Here is a 15,639-nt window from a genome sequence, read left to right as displayed (position 1 = left end):
GGCTTTCGGTTTGCCCTCACCTTAGCATGCAAGGGGTGTCGAGGGATTTCATATGGCATTGCTGCAGGGTGTTTCAGATTCCTGCATAGTGATGGGGTCGGGTATCCAAGGCGGACCTTCGATTAGGATGGGAGGGGCCTGCATCACCGCGGGCTGTTCGGTTGTTGAAAACGGGGTGTGTTCATGGCCGCTAGGCGTCATGTGGTAATGGTGACCCATGCTAGGTTGCGCGAGGGTGATCAGGTGGTCAGCCATGTCGTTGATCAGTTGCGGCATGCCGGCTTCAAGGTCTCCATTGTCGACAATATCATGGCACCCTCATTCGGCGGCGATACCCCATCGGTGGATGCGGATACGGAGATTGTGCTGGTTTTGGGTGGAGATGGAACGATTTTGCGGGCAGCTGAATTGGTCTATCGAACCGATGTGCCCCTGCTGGGCATCAACCTGGGCCACGTGGGTTTTCTGGCGGAATTTGAGCGTTTCCAGATGAGTGAGGCCATCGAACGGGTAGCTGATAGGGACTATCAGATAGATGAACGTGTGCTGGCTCAGGCGGACCTCATGCTTCCAGGAGTCCAGGAGCCCCTGCGGGACTGGGCCCTCAACGACATCACCGTGGAGCGCTTTGACCGGGGCAAGATGATTGAGATGGGCATCCGGGTGGATGATGTGGCGATGAGCTCCTTCAGCTGCGACGGTCTCATCGTCTCCACCCCGACCGGCTCCACGGCCTATGGTTTTTCTGCCGGCGGCCCCATCATCTGGCCTGATGTCCAGGCCCTGCAACTGGTTCCCTTGGCGGCGCATGCGGTGTTTTCGCGTCCCTTGGTCATCGGTTCCAAGTCAAGTTTCACCCTGGACATTCTCCAGCATTCCACCTCTGAGGGTTGGATCTGCTGTGACGGTCGCCGGCAGAGGCCGGTGCCCAGGGGGTCCAGGATCAAGATCAGGACTTCAAGCAAGGCCCTACGGCTTGCCCAGCTCTCGGAGGTCCCCTTCACCAAGAGACTGGTGACGAAGTTCAACCTGCCGGTTGTGGGCTGGCGGGAACGGGCCGAGGCCGAGCAGAACGCTTACTTGCGCACTCAGGAGCAGAGGGTCCACCCTGAGGAGAGCCCCAAGTGGTCACAAGCCGGCCGGCCCGATGGGCCCATGTTGGCTGGCACTGATGATCAGGAAGGTGGTGACAGCTGATGCTGGAGGAGCTTGAGCTGCGGGACCTGGGTCCCATTCGCCAGGCCCGTATCGCACCTGCCGCCGGTATGACCGCCATCACGGGTGAGACCGGAGCGGGCAAATCCATGCTGCTCAATGCCATCCGCCTGATCTCCGGCGGGGATGCGGACAGCGGACTGGTCACGGCAGGAAGTCAGCAGGCTTGGGTCCAGGGGATATTCACTATGGAGACAGGCTGCAGGGCGGCCCATCTCGCCCGGGAGGCTGGTGCCGACCTGGAAGGTGAGGAGCATGCCCAGGACAAGACCCAGACCGCCGAGCTCTTCCTGGCCCGTAGCATGCCAGCCTCCGGCAGGTCCCGGGCGATGCTGGACGGCCATACGGTCCCCAAATCGGTGCTGGCTGAGATTTCAGCCGAACTCATCACCATCCATGGCCAGTCCGACCAGTTGCGTATCGCCTCGCCTGCCCGGCAGCGAGAATTCCTTGACATGGTCGCGGGCAACGCCCCCTTGGTCGCCTCCTACAGCCAGGACTGGGAGGCCCTGAAGGCCATGGATGAGCGCCTGGCCCGACTACGCAGCCAGGAGGTATCGGCCAGGCAACGGGCCAGCTATCTGCGTGATGCCATAGGGCAGATAGATAAGGTCGATCCCAAGCCAGGCGAGGAGGCTGAGCTCAGGGAACGCAGGGACCGGATCGAGAACGCCGCCCAGATCAACCAGGGGCTGGCAGCAGCCCTCTCGGCCCTGGACTCCTCGCAGATGGACCTCGACGCTGAAGGTGCAGGGGCCGTGGACCTGATTAATAGGGCCATCTCATCCCTGCGCTCCATTGGAGTTGGGGACTTCTTCGACCAGACCGCCGACCGCCTGCAATCCATCAATGCCGACCTGTCTGACATGGTCTTCTCCCTAGCCGGGCAGATGGACCAGGAGGAGGGGATTGAGGATCTTGACAGTCTCAACAGCCGCATCCACGCCCTATCCGAACTGACCCGGCAGTGGGGGCCTGACCTGGAGGATGTCATCAAGTGGAGGGAGCAGGCGGCCTTTGAAATTGAGGACCTGGACGCCTCTCCCGAGAAACTGGCCGAGCTGGATCAGGACCGGCACAGGCTCTTTGACCAGGCCATGAAGTCGGCCCAGGCCCTGCACGACAGACGCGAGCAGGCAGCCCGTGAGCTGGCGGCCACGGTTTCCCAGGAGTTGGATTCCCTGGCCATGTCTGGTTCACGGCTGGACATCAGGGTTTCGGCAAGGAAGGCCCAGGAGGCTTCAGCTGCGGGTGTGTCAGGCGAGACCTCCGGCCCTGAAGGCCAAGGCGGCACCTGGCCCCTTGATGCCCATGGCCTGGATGACATCGAGTTCCTCTTCACCCCCTTCCCTGGCTCCCCACAGCTGCCCATGGGCAAGAGCGCGTCGGGCGGTGAGCTCAGCCGACTCATGCTGGCCATGGAATTGGCGGCAGCGGGCAAGGCCTCCTCGCCCCAGGGGATGACCTTCATCTTTGATGAGGTCGATGCCGGTGTGGGCGGCAAGGCGGCCGTGGAATTGGGCAAACGCTTGGCCAAACTCGCCCAGAGCGCCCAGGTAATAGTCGTCACCCACCTTCCCCAGGTGGCCTCCTGGGCCAAGTCCCAATTCGTGGTATCCAAGGGGCAGGCTGGAGCCGATGAGGCCGTTTCAACGTCCGTCACCGAGGTCGGGGGTGAGGACAGGGTCCGGGAGATCGCCCGTATGCTCTCTGGTTCCGAATCGGCAACATCGCTTGACCACGCCCGGGAGCTGTTGGATTCCACCCGCTTGTAAGCTCTTTGTCAGTCCGAACAAATGCCAAGGCCTGGTCGGGCTCATGCTTGCCTTGCCTGACCAGGCCTCGCTCTCGCCGGAGTGCTGGCTGATTCCCTCCCTCAGAGCCTTTGGGCCGCCCTGCTGACGTAGTCCCTCATCTGGCCGGTACTGATGGAGTCACTGAAGAGCACCGGTGAATCCGCAAGCCGCCGCAGGGCCTGTGGTACGGTCGTGCCGGTCGTCTTGGCCAGGAGGTCCATGCATTCGAAATCGTCGGCACCATCCAGGTCCAGACCCAGAGCCTGCCCTACCACACGCGGGAACTTGTAAGGGCTGGCGGTACTCAGTAGGACCCGGGGTGTCTGCGTGTCCCTGGGCATCTGATCCATCACATAGTAGCCGCAGGCCGTATGGGGGTCGATCAGGTAGCCGCTGCGCTTCCAGCATTGGCTGATGCTCTGGCTGACCTGGCTCTCGTCGGCCCAGCCGCAGCCGAAGAGCTCTCGGACCTTGGCGAGCAGGGATTCGGGCACCTCGAAGCTTCCCCAACCCTGCAGGTCGTTCATGAGCATCTGAATCAGGGGGGCGTCACCCCCGGACATGTAGTAGAGCATCCGCTCCAGGTTGGAGGAGACCAGGATGTCCATGGAGGGGGAGCTGGTCTGGTAGAAGGGTCGCTGGCGGTTATAGGTGCCACTGGTCAGGAAGTCGAAGAGGACATTGTTGCGGTCCGAGGCTACAACCAGGTGCTTGACGGGCAGGCCGATCCTCTTGGCATAGTAGCCGGCCAGTATATCGCCGAAGTTACCCGTGGGCACCACGAACTCTACCTCCTGGCCCAGGCTGATGCGGCCCAGTCTCAGCAGTTGGGCGTAGGCGGAGAAGTAGTAGACCACCTGGGGGACCAGTCGTCCCACGTTGATGGAGTTGGCCGAGGAGAGCATGACCCGGTTGCCCTGGTCCAGGTCCCGGGCCAGCTCCCGGTCCGCGAATATGGCCTTGACTGCCGATTGGGCGTCGTCGAAATTACCGTCGACCGCGCAGACGGATACATTGGATCCGGTCTGGGTGGTCATCTGCAGCTCCTGGACCTGGCTGACCTTGCCGGAGGGGTAGAAGACCGTGATTCCGGTCCCGGGCACGTCGGCGAAGCCAGCCAGGGCCGCCTTGCCGGTGTCTCCTGAGGTCGCCGTCACGATCATGATCTTCTGGTCGTCCTGAGCCTCCTGCCCAGTGGGCAGGGTCCTGGCCATGAGTCTGGGCAGCATCTGGAGGGCCACATCCTTGAAGGCGCAGGTGGGGCCTTGGAAGAGCTCGAGCAGGTAGTCGTCACCCAGGGGGCGCAGGGGGGTGATCAGGGGGTCGGACCATTGTTCCCCGTAAGCCTGGGCTATGCAATCGCGCACTTCGGACTGGGAGTAGTCGGGCAGGAGGATGCCCAGCACCTGCAGGGCCATCTCCTGGTAGCTCATGTCTGCCAGGCCATCCAGGCTGAGCTTGTCCTTGCCGAGTGCGTCGGTCACGAACAGGCCGCCATCGTCCGCCAGTCCCTGGCGGATGGCCTGCTTGCCTGTCAGATGGCCGTTGGTGCTCCGTGTGCTGTGAAAGAAGGTGTCCACTGGTCAAACCTCGCAGAGTCGGATCGAATGCTGTATGTGCTTCCTGCATTCTAGCCACTGGTATGGCACTGGGCCCCATCTTTCTCGTGTTTGGCCCTGGCCTCTCACAGGACCTGTATATAATGGCTGTCATATTCAAGAGTTTTGAACCTTTCAAGGGGCGCGGAACGATGAGCACAGATGGTGGATGGACTGATGGTTCCGCCCTTGGCGGTATGGAAGAGGCTGACAATCAGGCATTGGACCCCAAGGTCTTCCAGGCGGTCTGCGACCAGGCCGATAAGGCCAGACGGGCCCAAGAGCTGCTGGCCCAGGCCGATAGTGAGGCCAAGAATGAGCTGTTAACAGCCCTGGCCGACACCTTGCTGACCCAGGCCGACCTGATCGAGGCGGCCAACAGTCTGGACATGCGGGCCGCCTTTGAGGCCGGCATGGACCAGGGCAAGCTGGACCGTCTGCGTTTCGACCGCGAGCGCATCGGCGCGGCCGCCCAGGCAGTGCGCCAGGTGGCATCCCTGCCCGATCCCATCGGCGAGGTAATCCGAGGCTATCGACTCTCCAATGGCATGCGCCTCAACCAGGTGAGGGTTCCCATGGGGCTGATTGGCATAATCTATGAAGCCAGGCCCAATGTCACCGTGGATGTGTCCTCCCTGTGCCTGAAGTCGGGCAACGCCGTCCTACTGCGGGGGGGCCATGCGGCCAGGCAGACCAACGAGACCATCATCAAGACCCTTGGGCCGGTCCTGAGGGACCATGGCTTCTCCCAGGACCTGGTCTCATCAGTGGATCCATACGGCCGGCAGGGCGCCAAGGCCATGATGCGGGCCCGGGGGCACATTGACCTCCTGGTCCCCCGTGGGGGTGCCGGGCTGATCCAGTCGGTCGTCCGCGATTCCTCGGTCCCGGTCATCGAGACGGGGGCGGGCAATGTCCACATCTACGTAGACCGCTCGGCTGACCTGTCCGCCGCGATTCCCATCGTCCTCAACGCCAAGACCCAGCGGGTGGGTGTGTGCAACGCCGCTGAAAAGCTCTTGGTCCACCGTGACGTCGCACAGACCTTCCTACCCCAGGTGGCCCAGGCCCTGAGCCAAGCCAAGGTGGCGCTGAGGTCAGATCAGACGACCTATGACATCATCTCGGCTTGTTCCATTCCAGGGCTGGACCTGAGCCTGGCCGATCGCGAGGATTGGGACACTGAATACCTGGCCTTGAAGATGGGCGTGATGGTGGTCGGTTCACTCGATGAGGCCATCGCCCATATCAACCGGCATTCCACGGGGCACACCGAGGCCATCCTTGCCGAGGACTACCGGGCCATAGAGGCGTTTACCGCTCGGGTGGATTCCGCCGTGGTCATAGCCAATGCCTCCACCCGCTTCACCGACGGTGGTGTCTTCGGATTCGGCGCCGAATTGGGCATCGCCACCCAGAAGCTTCATGCCCGTGGACCCATGGGCCTTCGGGAGATGACCACCAGCAAATGGATCGGCTATGGCTCCGGTCAGGTCCGTCCCTGAAACTCTGGTCTACAATCGTAGGACAAGTGGCCTGAAGGATACGGAGGAGGATGTGGTGGAAGACCAGAATCAGGGAGGGAGCTCCGCTGGATTGGGGCCGGCGGCCGCCAGTGTTTCCGTGGATGCCGATGCCGCCGTCAAGCTTACTGAGGCCAGCAGGGCCTTGGCCAGGGATCGGGGCATGGACTTGCAGGATCCGACCCTGAGTCTGACCGTGGCTTCCCAGCGCTTGAGCATTGTGCGCTATGTCTTCCTGGTCCAGATTGAGGATGGCATCGCCTCTGCGGAACAACGGGCGGCCTTGGAATATGCGGACACGGTCCTGATCGGCTGGCCGGATGCGGATTCCCCTGAGGTCACCACACTGGAGGTAGGCGATCTTGCCAAGGCTGGCGAGCTCATGAGCGCCATGGAGGGGTATATCGACCGCTTCAGCCAGGCTGAGATGAACGCAGACATTGATGGCATGACCGACAGCCTGGTTCGCATTTCCGAGCGGGTGGCCCAGGTCCGCAGGCTCTACCAGCCCGAGTTCCTCCTGCCGACCTATGCGGAGATTCGCCGGGTGGTCCAGGCCGAGTGGGATGAGGACATGGGACGGATCGAACCCCCCGCTGCCGACGCGGCCCTTGAGGCCATGGAGGAGGAGACCGAGGAGGCTGATGAGGGCCGTGCGGAATCCGCCGGCCACCACCAGCCCTCCGGGCCTGGCTGGAAGGGAACACAGGGCGTTCAAGCCAGTGGAAGCGGCCTTGAACACTCAGGAGGCAAGCAGTGAGTGATCGTTTCCCCGATGGGGCCGACAGCCAGGCAGACAAGGAATCAGCTCGCAAAATGGCGGAGCTCTCCCTGCAGGCTCCCGTCGACGCCTTCGGTATGAGCGCTCAATTGCGGAGGAAGCATTCCGGCCGGGCTGCCGAGCACCAACGCATCGGCATTATGGGTGGCACCTTCGATCCCATTCACAATGGCCACCTGGTGGCCGCCTCCGAGGTGGCCTGGGTCTACGACCTGGATGAGGTCATCTTCGTGCCCACCGGCCGGCCGGTCTTCAAACTCAAGCAGAAGGTCAGCAACGAGGAGGACCGTTATCTGATGACGGTCATCGCCACGGCCTCCAACCCCCGTTTCACGGTCTCCCGGGTGGATATCGACCGGCCTGGGGTCACCTACACCATCGACACCCTCCGTGACATCCATGACCAGTACCCGGCTGCGGAATTGTTCTTCATCACCGGGGCGGATGCGGTGGCCGAGATTCTGCGTTGGAAGGACGCCGACCGCATGTGGGACCTAGCCCATTTCGTGGCCGTGACCCGGCCCGGCTATTCCCAATTGCCGGATGGCGATAGGCTCCACCACAAGGTCGACACCTTAGAGATACCGGCCCTGGCCATCTCCTCCACCGATGTGCGTCGCCGGTCAGCCAACGGTGAGCCGGTCTGGTATCTGGTGCCGGATGGGGTGGTTCAGTACATCAACAAGCATGGGCTCTACCGATGAGAGGCCTGGATTGTACGGTTCCGGCCGCTTTGTCAAGGCTTGTGTCGGTGCTGGAGTCGTCGTGTCGCGAGGTCAATGCGGCCAGATAGGATGGGCTTGTCCACTTCAGCGTCAATGTTTGGAGAAACGGTGAGCGCAGTCCTTGAGGGAAAGCCAAGTAAGAACCTTATTCTAGTCACCGGAAGGGCACATCCCCGGCTGGCTCAGGATGTGGCCAGACAACTGGGAATCGACGTCCTGGAGACCACAGCCTATGACTTCGCCAATGGCGAGATGTATGTGCGCTTCACCGAGTCCGTTCGTGGCGCCGATGTCTTCGTGCTCCAGAGTCATGCGGGAGATGTCAACAAGGCCATCATGGAGCAACTCATCATGATTGATGCGCTCAAGCGTGCCTCCGCCGGCTCCATCACCGCCGTCTGCCCCCTCCTGGGCTACTCCCGGCAGGATAAGAAGCATTTGGGACGCGAGCCCATCTCCTGCCGCCTGGTCTTCGACCTCCTGTGCACCGCTGGGGCCGACCGCATCATGAGCGTCGACCTGCATGCCGCGCAGACCCAGGGCTTCTTCGACGGCCCTGTGGATCACCTCATAGCCATGCCGGTCCTGGTCGATTACATCCGTGATCGCTTCCAATCGCAATTGGACAATGTCTCTGTGGTCTCCCCGGACGCCGGCCGCATTCGTGTGGCGGAGCAGTGGGCCCAGCGGCTCGGTGGCGGCCCCCTTGCCTTTGTTCACAAGACCCGCGACATCACCCAACCAAACAAGGCCATCGCCAACCGGGTGGTCGGCGACGTGTCCGGCCGTGACTGCGTGCTGGTTGATGACCTGATCGACACGGCCGGCACCATCAGTGGGGCCTGCGCTGTCCTTAAGAAGGCCGGCGCCAAGTCGGTCACCGTGGTGGCGACCCATGGGGTGCTGTCCGGCCCGGCCGTCGAACGGCTCAAGAATTGTGGAGCCCGCGAGGTGGTCCTGACCGACACTGTGCCGATTCCCGAAGAGAAGCGCTGGGATGGGCTCACCGTTCTCTCCATGGCTCCACTGCTGGCATCAGCCATTCACGCGGTCTTTGAGGATGGCTCGGTGGCCAAGCTCTTCGACACCTACCCCGAGCATCACGGCCAAGGTTTTCTCTTCGCTTGAGCCGACTGCCTCATCTTTGGCTGAAGGTTAGCCTCAGGATGTGTTTGGGTGACACGACACGCTTGCCAAAACGTTCGTTTCAGCAAGGTTTCGGCTTGAACAGGCCCTGCGGCTTTCCCTAAAGTCAAACGGTATGGCATAATACTTACTTGGCGGTTTGATCCGCCGCTCCTCCATGGTGTAATGGCAGCACACGGGTCTTTGGAACCCTTAGTCTTGGTTCGAGTCCAGGTGGAGGAACTTCTGGCGAAGGCCGATTGAGTCTCGTGCACGGTGGAGCCCGATCGGCTTCGCCTCTGGAAGGCTTACGCCTCGTCGACAGAACTGGAGATCTGATCCATGGCATTGACAGCGGCAATCATCCTGGCGGCTGGTGAAGGCTCACGGATGCACTCGTCCAAGCCCAAAGTCCTGCAGGAATTCTGTGGGAAGACCTTTCTGCAACGTGTCATGGCCTCGGTGGCGGCCCTGAGCCCCCAGTCCCTTTCGGTGGTGGTCCGTTACCAGTCACAGCGGGTAGCCGAGGCGGCCAGCTCCTATCAGGAGAGTGTCAACATCATCCAGCAGGATGAGATTCCAGGAACCGGACGTGCGGTGCAATGCGCAGTGGAGCAGTTGTCACAGGCCGGCCATGGCCCCCTGACCGGCTCAATCCTGGTGGTGGCCTCCGACATGCCATTGCTCGACAGCCAGACCCTTCGCCAGCTGCTTGACCAGCATGAGCGTAGCGGCCACGAGGCCACGATCCTGACCGCCTGCCTGGAGGACCCGACCGGCTACGGCCGGATCATCCGTGATAGCCAGGGCCAGGTCCTTCGCATTGTGGAACAGAAGGATGCCAACTCGAATGAGCTGGCGGTCAAGGAGGTCAACAGCTCGGTATACGTGTTTGAGGCCAAGACCCTGATTGAGGCCATAGCTGGGTTGGACGACCAGAACGCCCAGGGGGAGTTCTACCTGACGGATGCCTTGGAAGCCGCCCGGGCCAAGGGTTCCGTGGGGGCCTACCAGGCCGAGGATCCCCTGAGCGTGGAGGGAGTCAACGACAGGATACAGCTTTCGCGCCTTGCAAAGCTCCACAACCAGCGGGTCTGCGAGGAATGGATGCGCAAGGGTGTGACCATTCTGGACCCGCAGACCACATGGATCGAGGACGATGTGGTCCTGGAGGAGGACGTCACCGTGCTGCCGGGCTGTTTCCTGCAGGGCAACTCGCAGGTGGCCCACGATGCCGTCATCGGCCCCTATACCACCCTTATCGGCGCCAGGATTGATGCCGGTGCACAGGTGGAGCGTTCCAGGGTCGAGGCCACCAATATCGGCAAGGATGCATCCATCGGACCATGGACCTATCTTCGTGCCGGCAACGACCTGGGTGAGGGCAGCAAGGCCGGAGCCTTCGTCGAGATGAAGAAGGCCCACATCGGCCAGGGGACCAAGGTGCCCCACCTGAGCTATGTAGGTGACGCCGACCTGGGTGAGCACAGCAACGTCGGCGGCGGAACCATCACAGCCAACTATGATGGGGTCCACAAGAACCACACCTCCATCGGGTCGAATGTCCATGTGGGGGCCGGCAACCTCTTTGTGGCTCCGGTTGAGGTAGGTGATGATGTGACTACGGGTGCGGGTTCGGTCATTCGCCACCAGGTGCCGGACGGGGCCATGGTCTATTCTGAGAACACCCAGCATCTTGTCGAGGGCTGGAAGCCCGAATGGGAAAGGTGACCTATGTCAGCCCTGGAATCATCCATTGAATCCGTCCGCATCGCGGCAGCGGCAGCTGACCGCCTCAAAGCCACGGGTCTGGTCGCCTACGATGTGACCAAACCGGTTGCCATCACCGATGCCATGCTCATTGCTGTTGGCTCCAACGAGCGGCAGGTCCTGGCCATAGCCGAGGAGGTCGAGAAGGACCTCTACCTCAAGGGCGGCCATCTCAAGCCCGTTTCCCGCGAAGGGCTGGAGGAGGCCCAGTGGGTCCTCTTGGACTATGGCGACTTTGTGGTGCACGTTCTCCACCGGGAGGCCCAGGACTTCTACCAGCTGGACCGCCTCTGGAATGATTGCCCACGCATTGATCTGCATGTTCCCCAGGCTCCTGAGTGCAGTGACGATGATTCGGCCCAGGACGGGGACTGATTCCGGCTGAAGCAGGTCCCGTGGACCGTCCGGCGGGACTGCCATGAGAGAGGAAGGGGAAGTGATGCTTCGAGATGATTCCGCTGAGGCTTGTTCAGTCTCTGGGATGCCCCATGTCCGCTCCCTGATTCTGGTCAGGCATGGTCGCACGGCCTACAATGCCGCCCACCGTCTGCAAGGGCAGATAGACATACCCCTGGATGCTGTTGGCCGTTGGCAGGCAGCGCAGACCGGGGCGGCCTTGCGGAGCCTGTATATGGGGGAGGGGGCTGACGGCGGCCATCCCTTGGTCATCTGCTCGGACCTGGGCCGCGCCCAGGAGACCGCACATGCCTTTGCCGACCCCCTGGGGGTCGAGGTCCACCCTGATGAGCGGGTTCGGGAACGCAGCTTCGGTGAGTGGGAGGGCCTGAGCGCCCAGGAGCTGGACCAGGGCTATGCTGACGATTACCGGTCCTGGAGGCAGCTAACCGGCGGAGAGCTCAAACACGGGGCCGAGCCCAAGGAAGAGGTGGCCAGGCGGGGCTTGGAGGCCATCACTGATTGGGTCAGGAGAGCCGGGGATAATACGGATCTCTACCTGTTCTCGCATGGGGCCTTCATCGGTGAGACCCTGCAGATGCTTCTGGGCCTGGACCGGGTCGATCCAGCTTTCGGCAGCCTGGTCTCCATGAGGAATGCCCACTGGTCGCGGCTCCTGTCCAGGGAAGGGGCTGACGGCACCCTGGTTTGGCGATTGGCCGATTACAACCACGGTCCGGCCTTGGCCGACAGTGATTCCTGGGAGACAGGCGAGTGAAGTTGACGTTTCGTCAACATGCGTCTAGCTGCCGAATTATTCCCCGAATTTCAATTTTTTGTTACCCGCTGAACATGATGTCAGCGGACTATCATAAAAACTATCGGAAAACAATACGGATTTTCTGAACGTGGTGAAAGCTCCACAGCAGGAGCGGCACTGCGGCGACCATGGATATGTCAAACCACATAAGGAGGACATCATGGGATTCATGGATGATGCAAAGGATATGGCCAAGAGCGCAGGAGAGAAGATCTCAGATGCCGCCGAGGACCTCAAGGACAAGGCGTCCGATGTGGCCGACGAGGTGAAGGCCAACGTCAACGAGAAGAAGGCCCAGGCCGAGCAGAAGGCCACCGAGGCCAAGAATGACGCCAAGGATGCCATGCGCAAGGACTAGTTGTCCTTCTACTTCCTGTAGTTCAACATTCCGCCACTCCCTGCGGGGACTGGCGGAATGTTTCATATGTGCAGGGCCGTATCTGGGCAAACTGCGGTAGAGTGGTGGCAAGTCAGCTTTGCCTATGGCTGCATACGGCCGGATTCGCCAGACCCAACAAGAGGAGCGCCCATGGTCACAGCCAAGGAGCAGGTCATCTGGTGGCAGATTTACCCCCTGGGTTTTCTGGGGGCGCCGATTCGGCCACAGGCCAGCGTTTCGGCAGGGCAGACCCAGCCATCAACCACTCATGGTCCAAGTCCTGACCGACGAGGCTTGGACGGGCTGATTGACTGGCTGGATTACATGCTCGACATGGGGGCCAACGGCCTGCTGCTGGGCCCCATCTTCGTCTCCCAGACCCATGGCTATGACACCCTCGACTACTTCCATATCGATCCCAGACTCGGGGGAGACCAGGCCTTCGACCGTCTGGCACAAGCCTGCAGGTCCAAGGGCATCAGGCTCATGCTCGACGGGGTCTTCAACCATGTCGGCTATGGCAACCCACTCTTCCAGCAGGCCCTGCAGGCCGACCAGCAGGAGGAGGACCCCCTCTTCTGCGTCGAGAGGCAGGAGGACGGTCAGCTGACCTATCCGGTTTTCGAGGGCCACGGTGATCTACCTGAACTCAACCACGGCTCCCAGCGAACCGTGGAACTGGTGGTCAAAGTCATGGAGTACTGGTTGGCTAGGGGAGCCGATGCCTGGCGACTTGACGCGGCCTATGCCGTGCCGACCGAATTCTGGGCCCAGGTCTTGTCCCGCGTGCGCAGGGACTACCCGCAGGCCTGGTTCCTGGGAGAGGTCATCCATGGCGACTACCCGTCGATCATCCAGGAATCCGGCATGGATTCGCTGACCCAATACGAGCTGTGGAAGGCCATATGGAGCTCCTTGGAGAGTGGCAACTTCTATGAGCTGGACTGGTCCCTGCAGCGGCACAACCGTTTCCTCGACAGTTTCCTGCCCCAGACCTTCATGGGCAATCATGATGTCTCCAGAATCGCCAGCAGGCTGGGAGTCCATAAGACTGCCCTGGCGGCGACCACCCTCCTGACCGTCGGGGGCATTCCCTCGATCTATTATGGCGACGAGCGAGCTTGGGAGGGCATCAAGGAGGATAGGCTGGGCGGTGATGATGCCATACGCCCGGCCTATCCCGTCTCACCGCAGGACCTGGGCCCGCAGGGGGCGGATATATTCGAGCTGATCAGATCACTGATCGCCATCCGCCGCCAGCACCCCTGGATGACCAGCGCCCGCAGCAGAAGCCTTCACCTGGACAATCGGTCCTATAGCTATGAACTCGTGGGAGGCAAGGGCCAGCAGCTGCGAGTGGAGCTCAACCTGGATCCAAGCCCCCATGCCACCGTGAGCAGCCAGGGTATCTTGCTGCTCTCCATCTAGCTGCAAGGCAGCCAAGGTTTCGACTGACAGAGCGTCGGATTCGGATCGGAATACGGCAACTTGACCACCCGATTCTAAGCAGACACATGCTGGGAATGAGGCAAGATTATGCCTCTGGTAGCTACAAGAAACCGACGGCCTCTCCCCAGTTGGGGAGAGGCCGTCGGCGCTAACAAAAGGCAGTCTAGGTGTGGCCTAAGCTGCCGATGCTGTCAATCAGTTCTTCTCGATGGTGGTTCCCGCCTTGGGACCTGCGGACAGGTCATCAATTTCGGTGATCTCCAGAACGGGGATGACGGCGGGCTTCTTGGTGCCATGCTCCTCGGCGGCCTTCACCTGGGCATCATAGATGTCGTCATCGGTGTGGAGGGTGACATTGCCGCGGAAACGGTAGCCCTTCTTGGTATCCAGATTGGCATAGCCAACGACCAGTTGGCTGCCGTCCATCAGATTGCGGTAATGCTGGCCGGCGGTGCGCTCGTGGTAGGCCAGGTGGTTGTCGTCCAGGGCGAACATGGACATCTTGGGACCGATGTCCAGCTGCCCATCCTTGCTGATGGTGGTGATCCACGCCAGATTGTTCTTGATGAATTCCTTCATATCGTCGGTAAGTGCAGCCATGATGCCATCCTTTCGTTACGGGGGTCATCGACTTGTTGATGGGCCACCCTATTCCTCACAGCGTATTGAATATACGCGTACCCCTTCAGGATAGGTCCTTTCCATGAGGTTCACCTAGGAGAGATAGGGTTTGTGACAATTCTCACTACTCTGTCACGATGGAGAGCCTTGCTGGATGGCTGCTGATCCGCCTTGTTGGACGCCAAGGGCTGATGTAGTGATCTTGCAGGCGTGTCTGGGTCCTGTGCCGGACTATCTTTGAACCTGTCCAGACCTGCCGGCCCATGGGCGGGTGCCGGGCTCACAGCTGTCTGTTGAATCTCCCGCAGGAAGGTCAGGTGTCCGCCATGAGCGCGTCTCCTCAGCGTCAGGTCACTCCCAGCAGGGAGAACAAGGGTGGTGAGCATCCACCTGTGGGAGGCCAACCTGTCTCGATAGCTGCTGCCGGTAGCTCTCCCCGTCGCATCGAGCGCCTGCGAAGCCGCTTGTCCCGTAGCTTCCCTCCCAACCTGGCCAGGATCATGCTGCTGCTTTGTGCGGCCTTGTGGGGCGGCAGTTACCTTATGGCCAAGGTGGCATTACGGGCCATTTCCCCCCAGTGGCTCATGTTTCTGCGAATGCTGGGTGCCTGCCTGATCATGCTGGCCCTCTTTGGTCGCAGGATCCTCAAGGCCGTGAACAAGCAGATCCTGCTTCCTGGTCTCCTCATAGGCCTGACCTATTACGGCAATATGATTTTGGAAAACCAGGGCCTGCAGACCGTGGAGCCGGGGCGTAGCTCCTTTCTGATCGCCTCCTACTGTGTCATCACCCCCTTTGCCGGTTGGCTGGTGGCCAAATGCCGGCCGGGTCTCACCAATGTGTTGGCGGCACTCATCTGCATGGCTGGTGTCGGCTTCGTCTCCCTGAAGCCAGGCACCCATGTGACGGAGCTGACCCCTGGGGACATCAAGCTGCTGGGCTGCGCCTTCATCTTCGCCTTCAACATCACCCTCCTGGGTCACTATGCCGGGCATTTCAACCCCCTGGCTTTGACCTTCATGCAGTTCGCCGTGTCTGGTGTATGTTTTCTGGTCGGGGCGCTGATCTACGAACCGGGTCCTTCAAGCGCATGGTTGGAGCCGCAGGTGCTATGGAGCTTCCTCTACCTGCTGATTGGAGCCACCACGGCCGCCCAGATTCTGCAGAATATCGGCTTGGCCCACGTTCCGGCCACCACCGCCTCCCTACTTGAATGCACCGAATGCCTCTTTGCTGTGGCTTTCTCCGTCCTCTTCTGGGGTGAGCCCATAGGTTGGAGCTCGGTGGTGGGCTTTGTGCTGATCTTCTCCGCAGTGCTGATGTCCGTCCTTCAACCGGGAAGAATTCCGGCGGTCCACCGGATGAAGGTGGAGGCCATCAGCTTTGGAGGTCACATGATTGGCCGGCCCAAGTCCAGGCGACCATAGGTCCTGTGGTCCCT

14 protein-coding genes and 1 tRNA gene are annotated in these 15,639 nt (G+C 61.2%); 13 read left to right on the top strand and 2 right to left on the bottom strand.

All coding sequences use genetic code 11. The features are described 5' to 3' along the window. Window positions 1–183: 183 nt before the first annotated feature. Window positions 184–1,197, top strand: coding sequence for an NAD kinase (locus CRD60_RS02725; RefSeq protein ID WP_113859958.1), 1,014 nt, complete (start codon window positions 184–186; stop codon window positions 1,195–1,197). Next, window positions 1,197–2,990: a DNA repair protein RecN gene (gene recN, locus CRD60_RS02720; RefSeq protein ID WP_113859780.1), complete on the top strand. Its 1,794-nt coding sequence runs from the start codon at window positions 1,197–1,199 to the stop codon at window positions 2,988–2,990. The genes CRD60_RS02725 and recN overlap by 1 nt, the downstream gene beginning before the upstream one ends. 101 nt (window positions 2,991–3,091) lie before the next feature. On the opposite strand, the gene thrC is transcribed toward recN, so the two are convergent. Continuing rightward, the gene (thrC, locus tag CRD60_RS02715) at window positions 3,092–4,591 is read right to left on the bottom strand and encodes a threonine synthase (RefSeq protein WP_113859779.1); all 1,500 of its coding nucleotides are present in this window, start codon (window positions 4,589–4,591) and stop codon (window positions 3,092–3,094) included. Window positions 4,592–4,806: 215 nt separating this feature from the next. Between thrC and CRD60_RS02710 the strand changes: the two genes are divergently transcribed. The 10 genes from CRD60_RS02710 (at window position 4,807) to CRD60_RS02665 (ending at window position 13,556) form a co-directional block, all read left to right on the top strand. Then, window positions 4,807–6,114: a glutamate-5-semialdehyde dehydrogenase gene (locus CRD60_RS02710; RefSeq protein WP_113859957.1), complete on the top strand. Its 1,308-nt coding sequence runs from the start codon at window positions 4,807–4,809 to the stop codon at window positions 6,112–6,114. Between the two features lie 181 nt (window positions 6,115–6,295). Then, the gene (locus CRD60_RS02705) at window positions 6,296–6,892 is read left to right on the top strand and encodes a phosphoribosylglycinamide synthetase (protein ID WP_236630813.1); all 597 of its coding nucleotides are present in this window, start codon (window positions 6,296–6,298) and stop codon (window positions 6,890–6,892) included. A 98-nt stretch (window positions 6,893–6,990) separates the two neighbouring features. Beyond that, window positions 6,991–7,617: a nicotinate-nucleotide adenylyltransferase gene (nadD, locus tag CRD60_RS02700; protein WP_330848976.1), complete on the top strand. Its 627-nt coding sequence runs from the start codon at window positions 6,991–6,993 to the stop codon at window positions 7,615–7,617. 114 nt (window positions 7,618–7,731) lie between these two features. Further along, window positions 7,732–8,766, top strand: coding sequence for a ribose-phosphate diphosphokinase (locus tag CRD60_RS02695; RefSeq protein ID WP_113859778.1), 1,035 nt, complete (start codon window positions 7,732–7,734; stop codon window positions 8,764–8,766). Between the two features lie 169 nt (window positions 8,767–8,935). Then, window positions 8,936–9,006 (top strand) — tRNA-Gln (locus CRD60_RS02690). 99 nt (window positions 9,007–9,105) lie between these two features. After that, window positions 9,106–10,494 carry a bifunctional UDP-N-acetylglucosamine diphosphorylase/glucosamine-1-phosphate N-acetyltransferase GlmU gene (gene glmU, locus CRD60_RS02685; protein WP_113859777.1) on the top strand — a complete coding sequence of 463 codons (1,389 nt, stop codon included), beginning with the start codon at window positions 9,106–9,108 and terminating at the stop codon, window positions 10,492–10,494. A 3-nt stretch (window positions 10,495–10,497) separates the two neighbouring features. Then, window positions 10,498–10,908, top strand: coding sequence for a ribosome silencing factor (gene rsfS / locus CRD60_RS02680; protein WP_113859776.1), 411 nt, complete (start codon window positions 10,498–10,500; stop codon window positions 10,906–10,908). Window positions 10,909–10,972: 64 nt separating this feature from the next. Then, complete coding sequence (locus CRD60_RS02675; RefSeq protein ID WP_113859775.1) at window positions 10,973–11,707, top strand: histidine phosphatase family protein; 735 nt, start codon at window positions 10,973–10,975, stop codon at window positions 11,705–11,707. A 202-nt stretch (window positions 11,708–11,909) separates the two neighbouring features. Further along, window positions 11,910–12,107, top strand: a complete 198-nt coding sequence (locus CRD60_RS02670; protein ID WP_113859774.1) for a YtxH domain-containing protein — start codon at window positions 11,910–11,912, stop codon at window positions 12,105–12,107. A gap of 171 nt (window positions 12,108–12,278) precedes the next feature. Further along, window positions 12,279–13,556 carry an alpha-amylase family protein gene (locus CRD60_RS02665; RefSeq protein ID WP_113859773.1) on the top strand — a complete coding sequence of 426 codons (1,278 nt, stop codon included), beginning with the start codon at window positions 12,279–12,281 and terminating at the stop codon, window positions 13,554–13,556. A 216-nt stretch (window positions 13,557–13,772) separates the two neighbouring features. On the opposite strand, the gene CRD60_RS02660 is transcribed toward CRD60_RS02665, so the two are convergent. Then, on the bottom strand, window positions 13,773–14,177 hold the full coding sequence (locus CRD60_RS02660; protein ID WP_113859772.1) for a pyridoxamine 5'-phosphate oxidase family protein: 405 nt from the start codon (window positions 14,175–14,177) through the stop codon (window positions 13,773–13,775). Window positions 14,178–14,524: 347 nt separating this feature from the next. Between CRD60_RS02660 and CRD60_RS02655 the strand changes: the two genes are divergently transcribed. Continuing rightward, the gene (locus CRD60_RS02655; protein WP_236630789.1) at window positions 14,525–15,625 is read left to right on the top strand and encodes a DMT family transporter; all 1,101 of its coding nucleotides are present in this window, start codon (window positions 14,525–14,527) and stop codon (window positions 15,623–15,625) included. Window positions 15,626–15,639: the final 14 nt, after the last annotated feature.

Source organism: Bifidobacterium aemilianum (assembly GCF_003315635.1).
GTDB classification, from domain to species: domain Bacteria; phylum Actinomycetota; class Actinomycetes; order Actinomycetales; family Bifidobacteriaceae; genus Bifidobacterium; species Bifidobacterium aemilianum.
This window is presented reverse-complemented; position numbering and strand designations above follow the sequence as displayed.